The sequence below is a fragment of the Serratia sp. LTN-2 genome (assembly GCF_059740205.1).
The window spans coordinates 101768-117681 of sequence record NZ_JCAXDO010000008.1 but is presented as its reverse complement, the minus strand read 5'-3'; the positions used below and the strand labels follow the sequence as shown (position 1 = coordinate 117681).

General features: G+C 59.0%; 11 protein-coding genes and 1 riboswitch. Of the genes, 6 read left to right on the top strand and 5 right to left on the bottom strand.

What is annotated here, in order from left to right; all coding sequences use genetic code 11:
- Positions 1-17 precede the first annotated feature (17 nt).
- Positions 18-136, bottom strand: a riboswitch (TPP riboswitch).
- 37 nt (positions 137-173) lie between these two features.
- A complete protein-coding gene (gene sgrR / locus AC6BYQ_RS16615) occupies positions 174-1835 on the bottom strand; it encodes an HTH-type transcriptional regulator SgrR (RefSeq protein WP_063918150.1) in 1662 nt (553 codons plus the stop codon).
- Between the two features lie 87 nt (positions 1836-1922).
- Between sgrR and sgrT the strand changes: the two genes are divergently transcribed.
- The 3 genes from sgrT (at position 1923) to AC6BYQ_RS16600 (ending at position 5066) form a co-directional block, all read left to right on the top strand.
- Positions 1923-2099, top strand: a complete 177-nt coding sequence (gene sgrT, locus AC6BYQ_RS16610) for a glucose uptake inhibitor SgrT (RefSeq protein ID WP_019455054.1) — start codon at positions 1923-1925, stop codon at positions 2097-2099.
- A gap of 153 nt (positions 2100-2252) precedes the next feature.
- Entirely contained in the window at positions 2253-3449 is a 1197-nt protein-coding gene (locus AC6BYQ_RS16605; protein WP_498057232.1) for a sugar efflux transporter, read from the top strand.
- Positions 3450-3593: 144 nt separating this feature from the next.
- The gene (locus AC6BYQ_RS16600) at positions 3594-5066 is read left to right on the top strand and encodes a DASS family sodium-coupled anion symporter (protein WP_063918151.1); all 1473 of its coding nucleotides are present in this window, start codon (positions 3594-3596) and stop codon (positions 5064-5066) included.
- A gap of 37 nt (positions 5067-5103) precedes the next feature.
- Here the strand turns inward: AC6BYQ_RS16600 and leuD are convergent, their stop codons facing one another.
- Genes leuD through leuA form a run of 4 tightly spaced genes read right to left on the bottom strand, consistent with a single transcriptional unit; the run spans position 5104 to position 9786 of the window.
- Positions 5104-5706 carry a 3-isopropylmalate dehydratase small subunit gene (gene leuD / locus AC6BYQ_RS16595; protein ID WP_025159634.1) on the bottom strand — a complete coding sequence of 201 codons (603 nt, stop codon included), beginning with the start codon at positions 5704-5706 and terminating at the stop codon, positions 5104-5106.
- Between the two features lie 9 nt (positions 5707-5715).
- On the bottom strand, positions 5716-7116 hold the full coding sequence (gene leuC / locus AC6BYQ_RS16590; RefSeq protein WP_044029698.1) for a 3-isopropylmalate dehydratase large subunit: 1401 nt from the start codon (positions 7114-7116) through the stop codon (positions 5716-5718).
- Between the two features lies 1 nt (position 7117).
- Positions 7118-8209, bottom strand: coding sequence for a 3-isopropylmalate dehydrogenase (gene leuB, locus AC6BYQ_RS16585; RefSeq protein ID WP_025159635.1), 1092 nt, complete (start codon positions 8207-8209; stop codon positions 7118-7120).
- A gap of 2 nt (positions 8210-8211) precedes the next feature.
- Entirely contained in the window at positions 8212-9786 is a 1575-nt protein-coding gene (gene leuA, locus AC6BYQ_RS16580) for a 2-isopropylmalate synthase (RefSeq protein WP_004932820.1), read from the bottom strand.
- An 871-nt stretch (positions 9787-10657) separates the two neighbouring features.
- On the opposite strand from leuA, the gene leuO reads away from it, so the two are divergent.
- The 3 genes from leuO to ilvI all read left to right on the top strand — a co-directional run bounded on the left by leuO (position 10658) and on the right by ilvI (position 15914).
- Complete coding sequence (gene leuO, locus AC6BYQ_RS16575; protein ID WP_154747112.1) at positions 10658-11605, top strand: transcriptional regulator LeuO; 948 nt, start codon at positions 10658-10660, stop codon at positions 11603-11605.
- A 465-nt stretch (positions 11606-12070) separates the two neighbouring features.
- Positions 12071-13879: an AMP-dependent synthetase/ligase gene (locus tag AC6BYQ_RS16570; protein WP_498057231.1), complete on the top strand. Its 1809-nt coding sequence runs from the start codon at positions 12071-12073 to the stop codon at positions 13877-13879.
- A gap of 316 nt (positions 13880-14195) precedes the next feature.
- Positions 14196-15914, top strand: a complete 1719-nt coding sequence (ilvI, locus tag AC6BYQ_RS16565) for an acetolactate synthase 3 large subunit (protein ID WP_025159636.1) — start codon at positions 14196-14198, stop codon at positions 15912-15914.

Below are 15914 nucleotides of genomic sequence, written 5' to 3'. Positions count from 1 at the left end.
GGGCGAGGCGGCGTCGCCGGTTCGCTGGGCTCAAATCCCTCCGCCGGTATTGACCGGATCAGGTTCGACGGGTGTGCTCTCAGCGGAAAATCGGGCGTGTGATACGCAGCGAATTTCCGCACCCCGTTGAGACGGCGCTATTGTAAAGATTAACCGGCCTTGACGAAAGGCGCTTATGCCTCCGGTGGGGCAAACCAGGCGGACTTGAAGTCGAACCAGCCGAGGGTGTTCATCCGCACGCCGCGCATGCTGCGCTGGCCGTGCAGCTGCAGCCAGTGGTGGAACAGCGGATGCAGTTGATGATCGCTGACCAGACGTTGGCAAAACTCCGCCAGCGGCAGGCGGTTGGCTCGCCACAGCGCGGCGTCCTGCGCCAGATCCTCGTTCATGCAGTGCTGCATCAGCGGCAGTTCATACAGTGTGGCGAACAGCGAAAACTCCAGCGGCAGATAGAAGTTGGCGCTGCCGAGCCACAGATCGCTGCGCGCGTCCCCCTGGTGCCAGGTGGCGTAGTCCACGCTTTGCACGATCAGGCGGATGCCGTGCTGCGCCAGCAGCGGCTCGATCGCCTGACGGATGGCGTGAAACTCCGAATGCTCATTGAAGTGGGTCATCGTCAGTTCGGTCAGACCCGGCGGCTTGGGCTGCTGCGCCAGCGCGCGGTTGTGGTGCCAGCGCGGCAGCAGGCCGTACGCCGGCGACCAGTAGCGCTGATAGAGCGGCCCGGCGTGGCTCAGCAGCGAAATGGGATTGATCAATTCGCACAGCCAGCTGCGAATGGCGGGATCGGCCGCCAATGGGGAGCGCCGATCGAACAGCAGGAAATAACAGCCCTCTTCCAGCCGGCTTTCCAGTTCATTGTTGGCGGTTTCATCGCCCTGCAGCTGTACGCCTGAGTGCACCAGCTCTTCGGAGAATTCCGGCAGCACCCAGATATTCACCTCATCGATCAGCGCCCGGTAGCCGAAATAGTCGTCGAAGGCGTGGATCTTCATCTGGCTGGGGAGATTGCGCACCACGCGGTATGGGCCGGTGCCGATCGGATGGCGGGCGAAGTCCGGCAGCTCGCGCCATTCGCGCGGCAGGATCATGGCGTGTACGCTGCCTAATAGCCAGGGCAGCCAGTGATCGGCGCTGCGCAGATGCACGTCGACAACGAACGGCGTCGGCGAGGTGACGCTTTCGATATGCGAGAACAGCGGTTGCGAGGTCAGACGCGAAAGCGAACTGATGACGTCCGCCATCTCCAGCTCGCGGCCGTGATGAAAATGGATCGCCGGGCGCAGGTAAAACCGCCAGTGCAGCGGCGTCAGCATTTGCCAATGGTGGGACAGGTCGGACTCCAGTTCCCCGTTTTCCTCATTTATGCGCGTCAGGCCGTTGAAGATCTGGCGCGCCAAATGGGTCTCCGAACGCCGCAGCGCCGAGCCGGGCAGCAGGTTGTACAGCTGCCGGTAGTAGAGCACCCGCAGGATGTGTTTCCCCTGGCGGAAGCTGCGCCCCAGCTGCGACAGCAGCATCTGGCGTACCACGTCTTTGTCGCCTACCAGTTGCACCAACTGATCGATGCGATCCTGCTCCAGGAGCTCCTCGGCCCGCTGTTGCTGCAGCGCCAGGCCGGTGTAATGGAAGGTGAGACGCGAACGTTTGCCGCGCCCCGATTCCGCCTGCCAGGTGAGCCAACCCTCCCGTTGCATGGCGCTCAGCAGGGAGCGCACATGCCGCCGCGAGCAGCTGAGCGCCTCTGCCAGCGCCTGCAGCGTGGTGTCGGTGGTTTCGCCGTGGCAGCGCTGCCACAGACGGATGAACTGCTGCTGCAATCTGGACGTGGACATAAAAGAGGAACACTCCCGCCTCAAGTCGTCAATTTTTCTTTCCCTATATTACGCCGATAATTTTCATCAATGAAAGGGGAGGGCGTAATGATGAAAGCTTTCTTATCCAAACAGTTCTATCAGCGCTATTTCCGCGCGGTGCGCCGTCAGCATGCCGACTGGCTGAGCGTGGTGCCCGAACAGGCGCGGCTGGCGATGCTGGCGCACCTGACGCAATGGGACATCAAAGAGATGACCGACAAGCAGTACCGCGAGCACCTGTAGGGGCTGCGGTGACAAGTTTCTGAGTAATGGTGCTGTTTCACCAGCCAGTGGGGCGACCCACTGGTTTTTTTATGCCTGGTCAGGGCGATGCGCTTGCATTTTTCTCGCCGTGGCCTAAGGTTTCACTTTCGTTTTGAGGTCAGGGAAGACGATATGCAACGCCTGAGCCGGCTGACACTGCGCATCAACCCCATCTTTGCCGCATTCCTGCTGATCGCTTTTCTTTCCGGCATCGCCGGCGCGTTGCTGACGCCGACGCTCAGCCTGTTTCTGACCACCGAGGTGAAAGTGCGGCCGTTGTGGGTCGGGCTGTTTTATACCGCCAATGCGGTGGCCGGCATCCTGGTCAGCTTCCTGCTGGCCAAGCGCTCCGACACCCGCGGCGATCGACGCCGATTGATCCTGCTGTGCTGCCTGATGGCGGTCGGCAACTGTCTGTTGTTCGCTTTCAATCGCGATTATCTGACGCTGATCACCGCCGGGGTGTTGCTGTCGGCGATCGCCAACACCGGCATGCCGCAGATTTTCGCGTTGGCGCGTGAATACGCCGACAGCGAGGCGCGTGAAGTGGCGATGTTCAGTTCGGTCATGCGTGCCCAGCTTTCGCTGGCGTGGGTGATTGGCCCGCCGCTGTCGTTTGCGTTGGCGCTGAATTATGGGTTCACCGTGATGTTTCTGATCGCCGCCGCCACCTTCGTGATTTGCGCGCTGCTGGTGTGGTTCACGTTGCCATCGGTGCCGCGCGCGGCGGAGCGCAATGAGCTGCATGGCGGTGCCTCTGCGCCGATCGCGCCCGCCGGCGCCTGGCGCAATCGCGACGTGCGGCTGCTGTTCATCGCTTCGATGCTGATGTGGACCTGCAACACCCTGTACATCATCGACATGCCGCTGTATATCACCGCCGATCTCGGGCTGCCGGAAGGGCTGGCCGGCGTGTTGATGGGCACCGCCGCCGGGTTGGAAATCCCAGCGATGCTGCTGGCTGGTTACTACGTCAAGCGCTTCGGCAAACGCAATATGATGCTGTTGGCGGTGACGGCGGGCGTGCTGTTCTACCTTGGGCTGACGATGTTGGCGACCAAGCCGGCGCTGCTCGCTCTGCAGCTGCTCAACGCGGTGTTTATCGGCATTGTCGCCGGTATCGGCATGCTCTATTTTCAAGATTTGATGCCGGGCCGACCGGGCGTCGCCACCACGCTGTTCACCAACTGCATCTCCACCGGGGTGATCCTGGCCGGGGTGCTGCAGGGCGCACTGGTGGAGAACCTCGGTCACTACTCGGTGTACTGGCTGGCGGCGCTGCTGGCGCTGGCGGCGCTCTGGATGAGCGCCAAAGTGCGTGAAGTGTGAGGTCAAACGGCGGCATTCTTGATGCAAGTCATTGAGAATGCTAAACCGGACGCCCAAGCTGAAGGCATATGGAGCGCGATCGTTGCGTCCACGCCCGTCTCGCTATTGAGACGCCGCCTCGTTGTTTAGAACAGTGGGAACGTTATGGATAAACTCACACCGCTCAAACCGCTTCCTTCCCTGTGCGCGCTCGCCGCCACGCTGATCATCTGGTTCCTCATTCCCGTCCCCGAAGGCGTTGCGCCCAACGCCTGGCAGCTGCTGGCGCTGTTTATCGGTACCATCATCGCCATCATAGGCAAGGCGATGCCGATCGGTGCGGTCTCGGTGATCGCCATCGCTCTGGTGGCGGTGACCGGCGTCACCAACCCCGGCAAGCCGGGCGCGGCGCTGGACGACGCCCTCAGCGGCTTCTCCAACCAGCTGATCTGGCTGATCGGCTTTTCGATCATGATCTCCCTCAGCCTGAACAAAACCGGACTGGGCGCGCGCATCGGCTACTATTTCATCTCGCTGTTCGGCAAGAAAACGCTGGGCATCGCCTACGCGCTGACGCTGGCGGAAACCACGCTGGCGCCGGTGACGCCGAGCAATACCGCGCGCGGCGGCGGCATCATTCACCCGATCATGAAGTCGATCGCCGACAGCTTCGGCTCTAAACCCGAACTTAATACCTCCGGCAAGATTGGCCGCTATCTGTCGCTGGTGAACTACAACATCAACCCGGTCACCTCGGCGATGTTTATCACCGCCACGGCGCCTAACCCGCTGATCGTCAGCCTGATCGCCAAGGGCACCCACGGTAACTTCGAACTGTCCTGGTCGATGTGGGCGGTCGCCGCCCTGGTGCCGGGGCTGTGTTCGCTGATCGTGATGCCGCTGGTTATTTACCTGCTGTATCCGCCCGAGGTGAAAAGTACGCCGGACGCGCCGCGCTTCGCGCGCGAAAAACTGCAGGCGCTGGGGCCGGTGACGCTGCCGGAAAAAATCACCCTCGGGGTGTTCGCGCTGCTGCTGGTGCTATGGGCCGGCATCCCGGCGATGATCTTCGGCCCGGCGTTGGCGGTTAATCCCACCACGGCGGCGCTGATCGGCCTGGCGGTGCTGCTGGCCACCGGGGTGCTGAGCTGGGAAGACGTGCTGAAACATAAAGGCGCCTGGGATACCGTGGTGTGGTTCTCGGCGCTGGTGATGATGGCCAGTTTCCTCGGCAAGCTGGGGCTAATAGGCTGGCTGTCGCAAACCGTGGGCAACGGCATCGACCATATGGGCATGAGTTGGGTGGGCGGCACGATCTTGCTGACCATTATCTATTTGTATTCTCACTATTTCTTCGCCAGCACCACCGCGCACGTGACGGCGATGTTCGCCGCCTTCTTCGCCGCCGGCATCGCGCTCGGGGCGCCGCCGGCGTTGCTGGGCCTGATCCTGGCGTTCTCTTCTTCGCTGATGATGTCGCTGACCCATTACGGCACCGGCACCGCGCCGATCATCTTCGGCTCCGGCTATGTGACGTTGGGGGAGTGGTGGAAAGCGGGATGGGTGATGAGCGTGGTTAACCTGCTGATCTGGATGCTGATCGGCGGGGCATGGTGGAAGCTGCTGGGCTACTGGTGAGGGAAAAATTCACCCGCCGGGCGGCGGGTGAAAGGGATCAGTTCAGAAATGCCGGCTGCTGCGCTTCGTAGCGGGAGATGTCCGCTTCGTGCTGCAGCGTCAGGCCGATGCTGTCCAGTCCGTTGATCATGCAGTGGCGGCGGAAGCTGTCGATTTCGAACGGATAGCTTTTGCCGCCGGCGTTGACCGTCTGGTTCTCCAGATCCACCACGAACTCTGTTCCCTCGTTGGCGTCCACCAGTTTGAACAGCTCGTCCACCTGCTGCTCGCTCAGCGTCACCGGCAACAGCTGGTTGTTGAACGAGTTGCCGTAGAAGATATCGGCGAAGCTCGGCGCGATCACCACTTTGAAACCGTAGTCGGTCAGCGCCCAGGGGGCGTGTTCGCGCGAGGAGCCGCAGCCGAAGTTTTCGCGCGCCAACAGGATGCTGGCGCCTTTATAGCGCGGTTTGTTCAGCACGAACTCCGGGTTCGGTTGCTGGCCGGCGTCGTCGAGGAAGCGCCAGTCGTTGAACAGGTGCTGGCCGAAACCGGTGCGGGTGACCTTCTGTAAAAACTGCTTGGGAATAATGGCGTCGGTGTCGACGTTGGCCGCATCCAAAGGCACCACTAAGCCGGTATGTTGAGTAAATTTAGCCACGTTAGCCCCTTAGTGAATATCACGGATGTCGGCGAAGTGACCGGCGACGGCGGCCGCGGCGGCCATCGCCGGGCTGACCAGGTGGGTGCGCCCACCGCGGCCCTGACGCCCTTCAAAGTTACGGTTGCTGGTGGATGCGCAGCGCTCGCCCGGATTCAGGCGGTCGTTGTTCATCGCCAGGCACATCGAGCAACCCGGCAAACGCCATTCGAAACCGGCTTCGATAAAGATTTTGTCCAACCCTTCGGCTTCCGCCTGGGCCTTCACCGGGCCGGAGCCAGGCACTACGATAGCCTGCACGCCGCTGGCGACCTTGCGCCCCTTGGCGATAGCCGCCGCCGCGCGCAGATCTTCGATGCGTGAGTTGGTGCAGGAGCCGATGAACACTTTGTCGATCGGCACCTCGGTCAATTTGATGCCCGGTTTCAAATCCATGTAGGCCAACGCTTTCTCGGCGGAGGCGCGCTCGACCGGATCGCTGAACGATTCCGGCGCCGGGATCGCCTGATTGACGGCGATCACCTGGCCGGGGTTGGTGCCCCAGGTGACCTGCGGCGCGATCTCTTCGGCGTGCAGCGTCACTACGGTATCGAATTGGGCGTCGGCGTCGGACTTCAGCGTGCGCCAGTAAGCGACCGCCTGCTCCCAGTTTTCGCCGGTTGGCGCAAACTGGCGCCCCTTCAGGTAGGCGAAGGTGGTGTCGTCCGGCGCCACTAATCCGGCTTTGGCGCCCATTTCGATCGCCATGTTGCACAGGGTCATGCGGCCTTCCATGCTCAACGCTTCGATCGCCTTGCCGCAGAATTCCACCACGTGGCCGGTGCCGCCGGCGCTGCCGGTTTTGCCGATCACCGCCAGCACGATGTCTTTGGCGGTAATGCCCTCGGCGGCGTCGCCGGTCACTTCAATCTTCATGGTTTTGGCGCGGCCCTGCTTCAGGGTCTGGGTCGCCAGCACATGCTCCACTTCCGAGGTGCCGATGCCGAACGCCAGAGAGCCGAAAGCGCCGTGGGTGGCGGTGTGCGAGTCGCCGCAGACGATGGTCATGCCCGGCAGCGTCATGCCTTGTTCAGGCCCAATCACGTGCACGATGCCCTGGAACGGGTGGTTCAGGTCATACAGCGAAACGCCGAATTCCGCGCAGTTCTTGATCAGCTCCTGCATCTGGATACGCGCCATTTCGCCGCTGGCGTTGATGTCTTTGGTCTGGGTCGACACGTTGTGATCCATGGTGGCGAAGGTTTTGCCGGGCTGGCGTACCTTGCGGCCCATGGCGCGCAGGCCGTCGAACGCCTGCGGCGAGGTGACTTCGTGCACCAGGTGCCGGTCGATATACAGCAACGGCGTTTCGTTCGGCGCTTCGTGCACCACGTGGGCGTCGTACAGCTTCTGGTATAAGGTCTTGGCCATGTTATGCCCCCTGAGCTACAAAGCGAGCGATGATGTCGCCCATTTCATCGGTGCTGACGGCTTTGCCGTCACCGGCCAGATCGGCGGTGCGGTAGCCCTGTTCCAACGCCTGGTTGATGGCGCGTTCTACGGCGTCGGCCGCTTCATCGGCGCCCAGGCTGTAACGCAGCAGCAGGGTGGCGGACAGGATTTGCGCAATCGGGTTGGCGATGCCTTTGCCTGCAATATCCGGCGCGGAACCGCCCGCCGGTTCGTACAGGCCGAAACCTTGTTCGTTCAGGCTGGCGGATGGCAGCATGCCCATCGAGCCGGTGATCATCGCGCATTCGTCGGACAGGATGTCGCCGAACAGGTTGGAGCACAGCAGCACGTCGAACTGGGACGGATCTTTGATCAGCTGCATGGTGGCGTTGTCGATATACATGTGCGACAGCGACACGTCCGGGTAATCCTTGGCGACCTGATTGACTACTTCACGCCACAGGATGGAGCTTTGCAGCACGTTGGCCTTATCGATCGACGTCACCTTGTGGCGACGCTTGCGGGCGGACTCGAAGGCGATGCGCGCGATGCGCTCAATCTCGAAACGGTGGTACACCTCGGTGTCGAAGGCGCGCTCCTGCATGCCCTGGCCTTCACGGCCCTTCGGCTGGCCGAAGTAGATGCCGCCGGTCAATTCGCGCACGCACAGAATGTCGAAGCCGCGGGCGGCGATGTCGGCGCGCAGCGGGCAGAACGCCTCCAGCCCTTGATACAGGCGCGCCGGGCGCAGGTTGCTGAACAGTTTGAAGTGTTTGCGCAGCGGCAACAGCGCGCCGCGTTCCGGTTGCTCGGCCGGCGGCAGATGTTCCCATTTCGGGCCGCCCACCGAGCCGAACAGGATGGCGTCGGCCTGCTCGCAGCCGGCGACGGTCGCCGCCGGCAACGGGCTGCCGTGGCGATCGATGGCGATACCGCCGACGTCGTACTCGGCGGTGGTGATGCGAATGTCAAAGCGTTGACGCACTGCGTCCAACACTTTGCGCGCCTGAGCCATTACTTCCGGGCCGATGCCGTCTCCGGGCAAGACGGCAATGTGATAAGTCTTCGTCATGTTCACACCGTTTCCTGATTATTTTGATGTTTGTTTTGCTGCAGGCGCTGCTTTTCTTTTTCTACCTGCTGTGAGCGCCAAATATTGTTCAACACGTGCACCATCGCCTTGGCGGAGGATTCGACGATGTCGGTCGCCAACCCCACGCCGTGGAAGCGGCGGCCATTGTAAGAGACCACGATATCCACCTGGCCCAGCGCATCGCGGCCATGGCCTTTGGCGGTCAACTGGTACTTCACCAGCTCGATCGGGTAATCGGTGATGCGATTGATCGCCTGATAGACCGCATCGACCGGGCCGTTGCCGGTGGCGGCTTCGGCTTTCTCTTCGCCGCCGCAGATCAGTTTCACCGAGGCGGTGGCCATGATGCTGCTGCCGGATTGCACGCTGAAGTAACCCAGGCTGAAGTGCTCAGGCTCTTCCTGTTGTTTGTTGATGAAGGCCAAGGCCTCCAGATCGTAGTCGAACACCTGGCCCTTTTTGTCGGCCAGCTTCAGGAAGGCGGCGTACAGGGTATCCAGGTTGTAATCCTGCTCCTGGTAGCCCATCTCTTCCATGCGGTGCTTCACCGCCGCGCGGCCGGAGCGGGAGGTCAGGTTCAACTGCACATCCTTCAGGCCGATCGACTGCGGGGTCATGATTTCGTAGTTTTCGCGGTTCTTCAGCACGCCGTCCTGGTGAATGCCGGAGGAGTGGGCGAAGGCGTTGGAGCCGACGATCGCCTTGTTGGCCGGGATCGGCATGTTGCACAGCTGGCTGACGATCTGACTGGTGCGGAAAATTTCCTGGTGATTGATGTTGGTGTGCACATTCATGATGTCCTGGCGCACTTTAATCGCCATGATCACTTCTTCCAGCGAACAGTTGCCGGCGCGTTCACCAATGCCGTTCAGGGTGCCTTCCACCTGGCGGGCACCGGCCTGCACTGCGGCGATGGAGTTGCCGACCGCCATGCCCAAATCATCGTGGCAGTGCACGGAGATGATGGCTTTGTCGATGTTCGGCACGCGGTCATACAGGGTAGTGATGATGCCGCCGAACTGGTTCGGGGTGGTGTAACCGACGGTGTCCGGGATATTGATGGTGGTGGCGCCGGCGTTGATGGCGGCTTCAACCACGCGACACAGATTGTCGATCGGCGTGCGGCCGGCGTCTTCACAGGAGAATTCCACGTCGTCGGTGTAGTTGCGGGCGCGTTTTACCGAGCGCACCGCCATCTCCAGCACTTCATCGAATGAGCGTTTCAGCTTCGATTCGATGTGCAGGGTTGAGGTCGCCAGGAACACGTGGATACGGAAAGCTTCGGCGACGCGCAGCGCTTCGGCGGCCACGTCGATGTCTTTGTCCACGCAGCGGGCCAGGCCGCAGACACGACTGTTTTTGATTTGGCGAGCGATGGTTTGCACCGATTCGAAGTCGCCCGGTGAAGAGACCGGGAAGCCGACTTCCATCACGTCTACGCCCATTCTTTCCAGCGCCAGCGCAATCTGAATCTTCTCTTTTACGCTCAGGCTGGCCTGCAGCGCCTGCTCGCCATCACGCAGCGTGGTATCGAAAATAATGACTTGTTGGCTCATCGGTGCATTCCTTATCGTGTTGATTTCACGCTAAGCGGGCAAAAAAAAACCCGCGCAGTAGCGCGGGTTTCTTATGGGTGATCGGCTGAGTCAGCTCCGAACGTCGTCCACAGGCATACCGCGCAAGCAAGATGCGTTGAGTAGTAGGCCTAGTAGACGGTGAGTACGGATCATAATGGTTCAGCTTCTCTTAAATTGGGTGTCTGCCTAATTTGATACGTGATTGGTCTGGCGATGTCAACACCTGATTGAATGCGGGGACAATGCGCCGGTTAATCTGCCGGACAGAGGATCCTTCGGCAAAAAAGCAGTGCGCCAGAGAAAAAACGAAGGGCAGTTTGCGCGTTGCTTAGCATAAACGAATCGAATATATACTGCACTAATTGCTTCTGGATTTCGTTGAGTTAAAATTCATGATGAAAAAATAAGCGGGTTAATCACGGAGGGCAATAAAATAACATTTTTAATACAAATGGTTTGCGTTGAATTCATATGATTAATTGATTGTTTTGGCCTTAAAATAACAAAATAATGCGATTTAACACAAAGTGAGCGATGTTTTTAGATGGTTTGATGGCTTGCGATGTGTTTTTATAGTTTGTCTCACACGGCACGGTTACGTTGTTTAATTGTATTAATCATTGTTGATACCTAATTATTAGTACCACCCAGGTAGCATTCTTCCTCTGGCGGTAGAAGCTGCTGACATGCATTCCATATACGACTTATATCGTGTCGGTAACACGAGGTTTTTTATCGGCTGATGGCGGTAATGGCAGGATTTTTCGTGCAAAGATAAGACAATGCGGAGTTTCATTGTTTGTCGAGCATAAGGATTAGATTATCTACACAGGATTTAGTGGAGTGAAATATGGCTGAATATGATTCAGAAATCGCCATGGTCAAAGAGCCGGCGGACATCCATTTGCGCAGTGTCGATCTTAATTTGCTGACGGTGTTTGACGCCGTAATGCAAATGCAAAATATTACGCGAGCCGCTAATTCGTTAGGCATGTCGCAGCCGGCGGTGAGCAACGCGGTGGCGCGCCTGAAGGTGATGTTCAACGACGAGCTGTTCGTGCGCTGCGGGCGCGGGATCCAGCCCACCATGCGGGCCAGGCAGCTGTTTGGCCCGGTGCGGCAAGCCCTGCAGCTGGTACAGAATGAGCTGCCGGGCGCAGAGTTTGAGCCGTTGACCAGCACGCGGGCGTTCTCGCTGTCTTTGTGCAGTCCGCTCGATTTGCGTCTGGGGGCCGGGATAATCAATCACGTCAAACAGATCGCGCCGCAGCTTAATCTGCAAGTAAAGTCATATATTAACAATAATATTGAACACCAATTACGCTATCAGGATGTTGAATTTGTCATTGGCTACAGCCGTTTCGAATCGGCGGAGTTCCGCAGCCTGGCGATGTTCGACGACGAATTAGTGCTGGTGGCCGCGCAGGCGCACCCGAGAATGGGAGAAGAGACGACGTCGGAACTCATGCTGGCCGAACAGCATGCCGCGGTTTCCCTGGAAAGTTTTGGATCGTTCAGTAAACCTTTTTATTCCGAGGAGCCGATGCTGCGCGCCGTGACGCAACAGTGCACCGATCTCTATAGCGTACTGAATATGGTGTCGCAAACGGACATGGTGGCGATTGCGCCCGCCTGGTTGGTGCGGCAACAGACGGAAACGTTGAAAATAAAGGCGGTTCCTTTATGCGGCAATGACAATAAAGCCACTTGCTATCTTTCCTGGCATGAATCTTCCGAACGGGATAAAGGGCACCAGTGGATGAAATCTGTTCTGATTGAGGCGGGAAGCCAAAAGTAACGCGATAAAAAACCGGGATTATATAAAGATAATATTTAACCGAGCGATTTTTCTCATGATGAAAACTAAGAACTATCTGTGTTTTTATTAAGATGTTTCTTGGTTTTACGGCGATTAAATAACTTATTTTCAGGGTGAGTTGGTTCGTTTGCCAAAAATAATTAATATAAATTTATATTCTGATTTTGTCTTTCCGACTGGAATTTTAAACTAATCTGATGCGGCGGTCCGAATGGACCGCATTTTATCGGCATCACCCCCTCTTTTCCCCGCCGTTTTGTCCTGGCGATGAAAGCGACGAAGTTAGCCCGTGTTTTAGCTCACACTTCTACGCTGAAATCGCTTTTCCCTCTGTCTGAGAGTAGGTAGACTGCGCAGAAAAAAGTAAACACGTGTAAGCTGAGATGAGAACCGCAAGGCGTCGTTCTGGCTTAACTGTTTGATTCATTTCAGGCTTAGAGCACTATGATCAATAATCTGCTGCAATACCATTTGATCCATCGTATACAGCATCAAATTACCCACCGCGAGGATCGCACAGCGTTTCGCCAATGGTCGCCCAACGGTGAGCTTCAACTGACCTGGGGAGAGGCCGCTGCCCGTATTGATCGCATTGCCGCTGGGCTGCTGGCCCTGGGGGCCGAAGTGCAAGAGCGCATCGGCATTTTCGCCAACAACACCATGGCCTGGTCGCTGGCCGATCTCGCGATCCTGCATCTGCGCGGCGTCAGCGTACCGCTCTATTCCACCAATACGCCGGCGCAGGCGGCGTTCGTCATCAATGACGCCGACATCCGCATCCTGTTCGTCGGCGAGCAGGCGCAGCTGGATGCCGCCATCGCGTTGCGCGGCGTCTGCCCGCAGCTGAGTCATATCATCGTGTTCGACGAGGGCGCCGATCTGCGTGGCTGCGAGATCGCACAACATCTGAGCGCCTTCGAGCGCGCTGCCGATCCGGCGGCTTTTACCGCTCAACGTCAGCAGCGCATTGAAGAGTGCGACCTGCAGGATCTCTTTACCCTGATCTATACCTCGGGCACCACCGGCGAACCGAAAGGGGTCATGCTGGACTACCGCAACCTGGCGGCGCAGCTCTACCTGCATGATGAACGACTGACGGTCGGCGAAGAGGATGTGTCGCTCAGCTTCCTGCCGTTGTCGCACGTATTCGAGCGAGCCTGGAGCTTCTTTGTCATGCATTCCGGCGCGCAGAACGTCTTCCTGCCGAACACCGACTGGGTGCGGGAAGCGATGGGCCAGGTGCGCCCGACGCTGATGTGCGCGGTGCCGCGATTCTACGAGAAGATTTTCAGCGCGGTGCATGAGAAAGTGGCGCGCGCCCCTTGGCTGCGCCGCGCGCTGTTCCACTGGGCGATCGTCTGCGGCGAACGCAAGTTCCTGCAGGAGCGCGCCGGCAAACCGTTGGGCAAACTGTTCGAACTCTCCCACCGCTGGGCCGACAAGCTGGTGTTGAGCAAGCTGCGCGGCATTCTCGGCGGCCGGGTGCGCTTCTTGCCGGCAGCGGGTGCCAAACTGGATGACAATGTGATCCTGTTTTTCCAGGCGATGGGCGTCAACATCAAGTACGGCTACGGCATGACCGAAACCTGTGCGACCGTGTCTTGCTGGGAAGAGGGGCATTTTCGCTTCGGCTCTATCGGCAAGCCGCTGCCGGAGGTTGAGGTGCGCATCGGCGAGGAAAATGAAATCCAGGTGCGCGGGCCGATCGTGATGCGCGGCTATTTCAACAAGCCGTTGGAAACCGCCGCGACCTTTACCCAAGACGGCTGGCTGAAAACCGGCGACGCCGGGGCGATCGATGAAGAGGGCAATCTGTTCATCACCGAGCGCCTGAAGGATTTGATGAAAACCTCCGGCGGCAAATATATCGCGCCGCAGATGCTGGAAGGCACGCTGGCGCAAGATCGCTTTATCGAGCAGGTGGCGATCATCGCCGATGCGCGCAAGTTCGTTTCCGCGCTGATCGTACCGTGCTTTGAGTCGCTGGAAGAGTACGCGAAGTCAGTCAACCTGAAATACCAGGATCGCCTGGAGCTGCTGCGCAACGGTGAGATCCTTGAGATGTTCGAGAAGCGCCTGCGCGAGATGCAAAAGGAGCTGGCGCGTTTCGAGCAGGTGAAGAAGTTCACTTTGCTGCCGGCGGCCTTTTCCATGGAGCTGGGAGAGCTGACGCCAACGCTTAAGCTGCGTCGCAAAGTGATCCTGCAGCGCTATCAGAGCGAAATCGACTCGATGTACCGGGAACAGGCCTGAGGCCGATGCCAGGCCGCGAGCCCGGCGAAAAAATCGGCATATTCTTCGCCTGATTTAGTTCTGTAATTTCCCCTCTGTTCGAAACAATGCCTAGCCTGACAACCCCAGGGCTAGCGCATTGTTTTTATAAAGCCGCGATCTCCAGCCGCTTGGCAATAACCCCGCTGCGGTTAAGCCATTTTGCCGTTTGCCTGCCCCATATTCTGACGTTATGTTAATTCGATAGCGACAACCCATAAAAATTTTGGGGCATTGCCCCGCAGTAGGCGCTACGTTCCAGCGCCAGAGAAGAATAAGCAAGCCTGGAGGCAAACCCATGGAGATGTTGTCAGGAGCCGAGATGGTCGTCCGATCGTTGATCGATCAGGGCGTTAAACATGTATTCGGCTACCCCGGTGGGGCGGTGCTCGATATCTACGACGCCCTGCATACGGTCGGCGGAATCGATCATATTCTGGTGCGTCACGAGCAAGGGGCGGTGCACATGGCCGACGGCTACGCGCGCGCCACCGGCGAGGTGGGCGTGGTGCTGGTGACGTCCGGCCCGGGCGCCACCAACGCCATTACCGGCATCGCCACCGCCTATATGGATTCTATCCCGATGGTGGTGCTGTCAGGGCAAGTGCCCAGCTCGCTGATTGGCTACGACGCCTTCCAGGAGTGCGATATGGTGGGCATTTCACGGCCGGTGGTGAAACACAGCTTCCTGGTGAAACGCACCGAAGACATCCCGGCGGTGTTGAAGAAGGCATTTTACCTGGCTTCCAGCGGCCGGCCCGGCCCGGTGGTGATCGACCTGCCGAAAGACATCGTCGGCCCGGCGGTGCGGATGCCTTATGCCTACCCGCAGGACGTGAGCATGCGTTCCTACAACCCGACGGTGCAGGGCCACCGCGGGCAGATCAAACGTGCGTTGCAAACCATTCTGGCGGCCAAAAAGCCGGTGATGTATGTCGGCGGCGGCGCGATTAACGCCGGTTGCGAAGCCGAACTGCTGTCGTTGGCGGAGCAATTGAATCTGCCGGTAACCAGCAGCCTGATGGGGTTGGGGGCCTTCCCCGGCACTCATCGTCAGAGCATCGGCATGCTTGGCATGCACGGTACCTATGAAGCCAATAAAACCATGCACCATGCCGATGTGATCTTCGCCGTCGGCGTGCGTTTCGACGATCGTACCACCAATAATCTCGCCAAATACTGCCCGGATGCCACCGTGCTGCATATCGATATCGATCCGACCTCGATCTCCAAAACGGTGGATGCCGATATCCCGATCGTTGGCGACGCCAAACAGGTGTTGGTGCAGATGCTGGAGCTGTTGGCGCAGGATGACAAGGCGCAGGATCACGATGCGTTGCGCGACTGGTGGCAGTCTATCGAACAGTGGCGTGCCCGCGACTGTTTGGGGTACGACAAAAACAGCGGCACCATCAAGCCGCAGGCGGTGATCGAAACCCTGCATCGTCTGACCAAAGGCGACGCCTATGTGACCTCGGACGTGGGGCAGCACCAGATGTTCGCCGCGCTTTATTATCCGTTCGATAAACCGCGCCGTTGGATCAACTCCGGCGGCCTCGGCACCATGGGCTTCGGCCTGCCGGCGGCATTGGGCGTCAAGCTGGCGCTGCCGGAGGAAACCGTGGTGTGCGTTACCGGCGACGGCAGCATCCAGATGAACATTCAGGAGCTGTCCACCGCGCTGCAATATAACCTGCCGGTGGTGGTGGTGAACCTCAACAACCGTTATCTGGGCATGGTGAAGCAGTGGCAGGACATGATTTATTCCGGCCGCCACTCGCAGTCTTACATGGATTCGCTGCCGGACTTCGTCAAGCTGGCCGAGGCCTATGGCCATGTCGGCATCGCCATTCGCACGCCGGATGAGCTGGAAAGCAAGCTGGCGCAGGCGCTGGCGGAAAAAGAGCGGCTGGTGTTCGTCGACGTGACCGTCGATGAAACCGAACATGTTTACCCGATGCAGATCCGCGGCGGAAGCATGGACGAAATGTGGCTTAGCAAAACGGAGAGGACCTGA

Excerpts from the sequence above, each read along its gene's own strand:
- sgrR (WP_063918150.1), bottom strand. The coding sequence starts at position 1,835 with ATGTCCACGTCCAGATTGCAGCAGCAGTTCATCCGTCTGTGGCAGCGC.
- sgrT (WP_019455054.1), top strand. The coding sequence starts at position 1,923 with ATGATGAAAGCTTTCTTATCCAAACAGTTCTATCAGCGCTATTTCCGC.
- AC6BYQ_RS16605 (WP_498057232.1), top strand. The coding sequence starts at position 2,253 with ATGCAACGCCTGAGCCGGCTGACACTGCGCATCAACCCCATCTTTGCC.
- AC6BYQ_RS16600 (WP_063918151.1), top strand. The coding sequence starts at position 3,594 with ATGGATAAACTCACACCGCTCAAACCGCTTCCTTCCCTGTGCGCGCTC.
- leuC (WP_044029698.1), bottom strand. The coding sequence starts at position 7,116 with ATGGCCAAGACCTTATACCAGAAGCTGTACGACGCCCACGTGGTGCAC.
- leuB (WP_025159635.1), bottom strand. The coding sequence starts at position 8,209 with ATGACGAAGACTTATCACATTGCCGTCTTGCCCGGAGACGGCATCGGC.
- leuA (WP_004932820.1), bottom strand. The coding sequence starts at position 9,786 with ATGAGCCAACAAGTCATTATTTTCGATACCACGCTGCGTGATGGCGAG.
- leuO (WP_154747112.1), top strand. The coding sequence starts at position 10,658 with ATGGCTGAATATGATTCAGAAATCGCCATGGTCAAAGAGCCGGCGGAC.
- AC6BYQ_RS16570 (WP_498057231.1), top strand. The coding sequence starts at position 12,071 with ATGATCAATAATCTGCTGCAATACCATTTGATCCATCGTATACAGCAT.
- ilvI (WP_025159636.1), top strand. The coding sequence starts at position 14,196 with ATGGAGATGTTGTCAGGAGCCGAGATGGTCGTCCGATCGTTGATCGAT.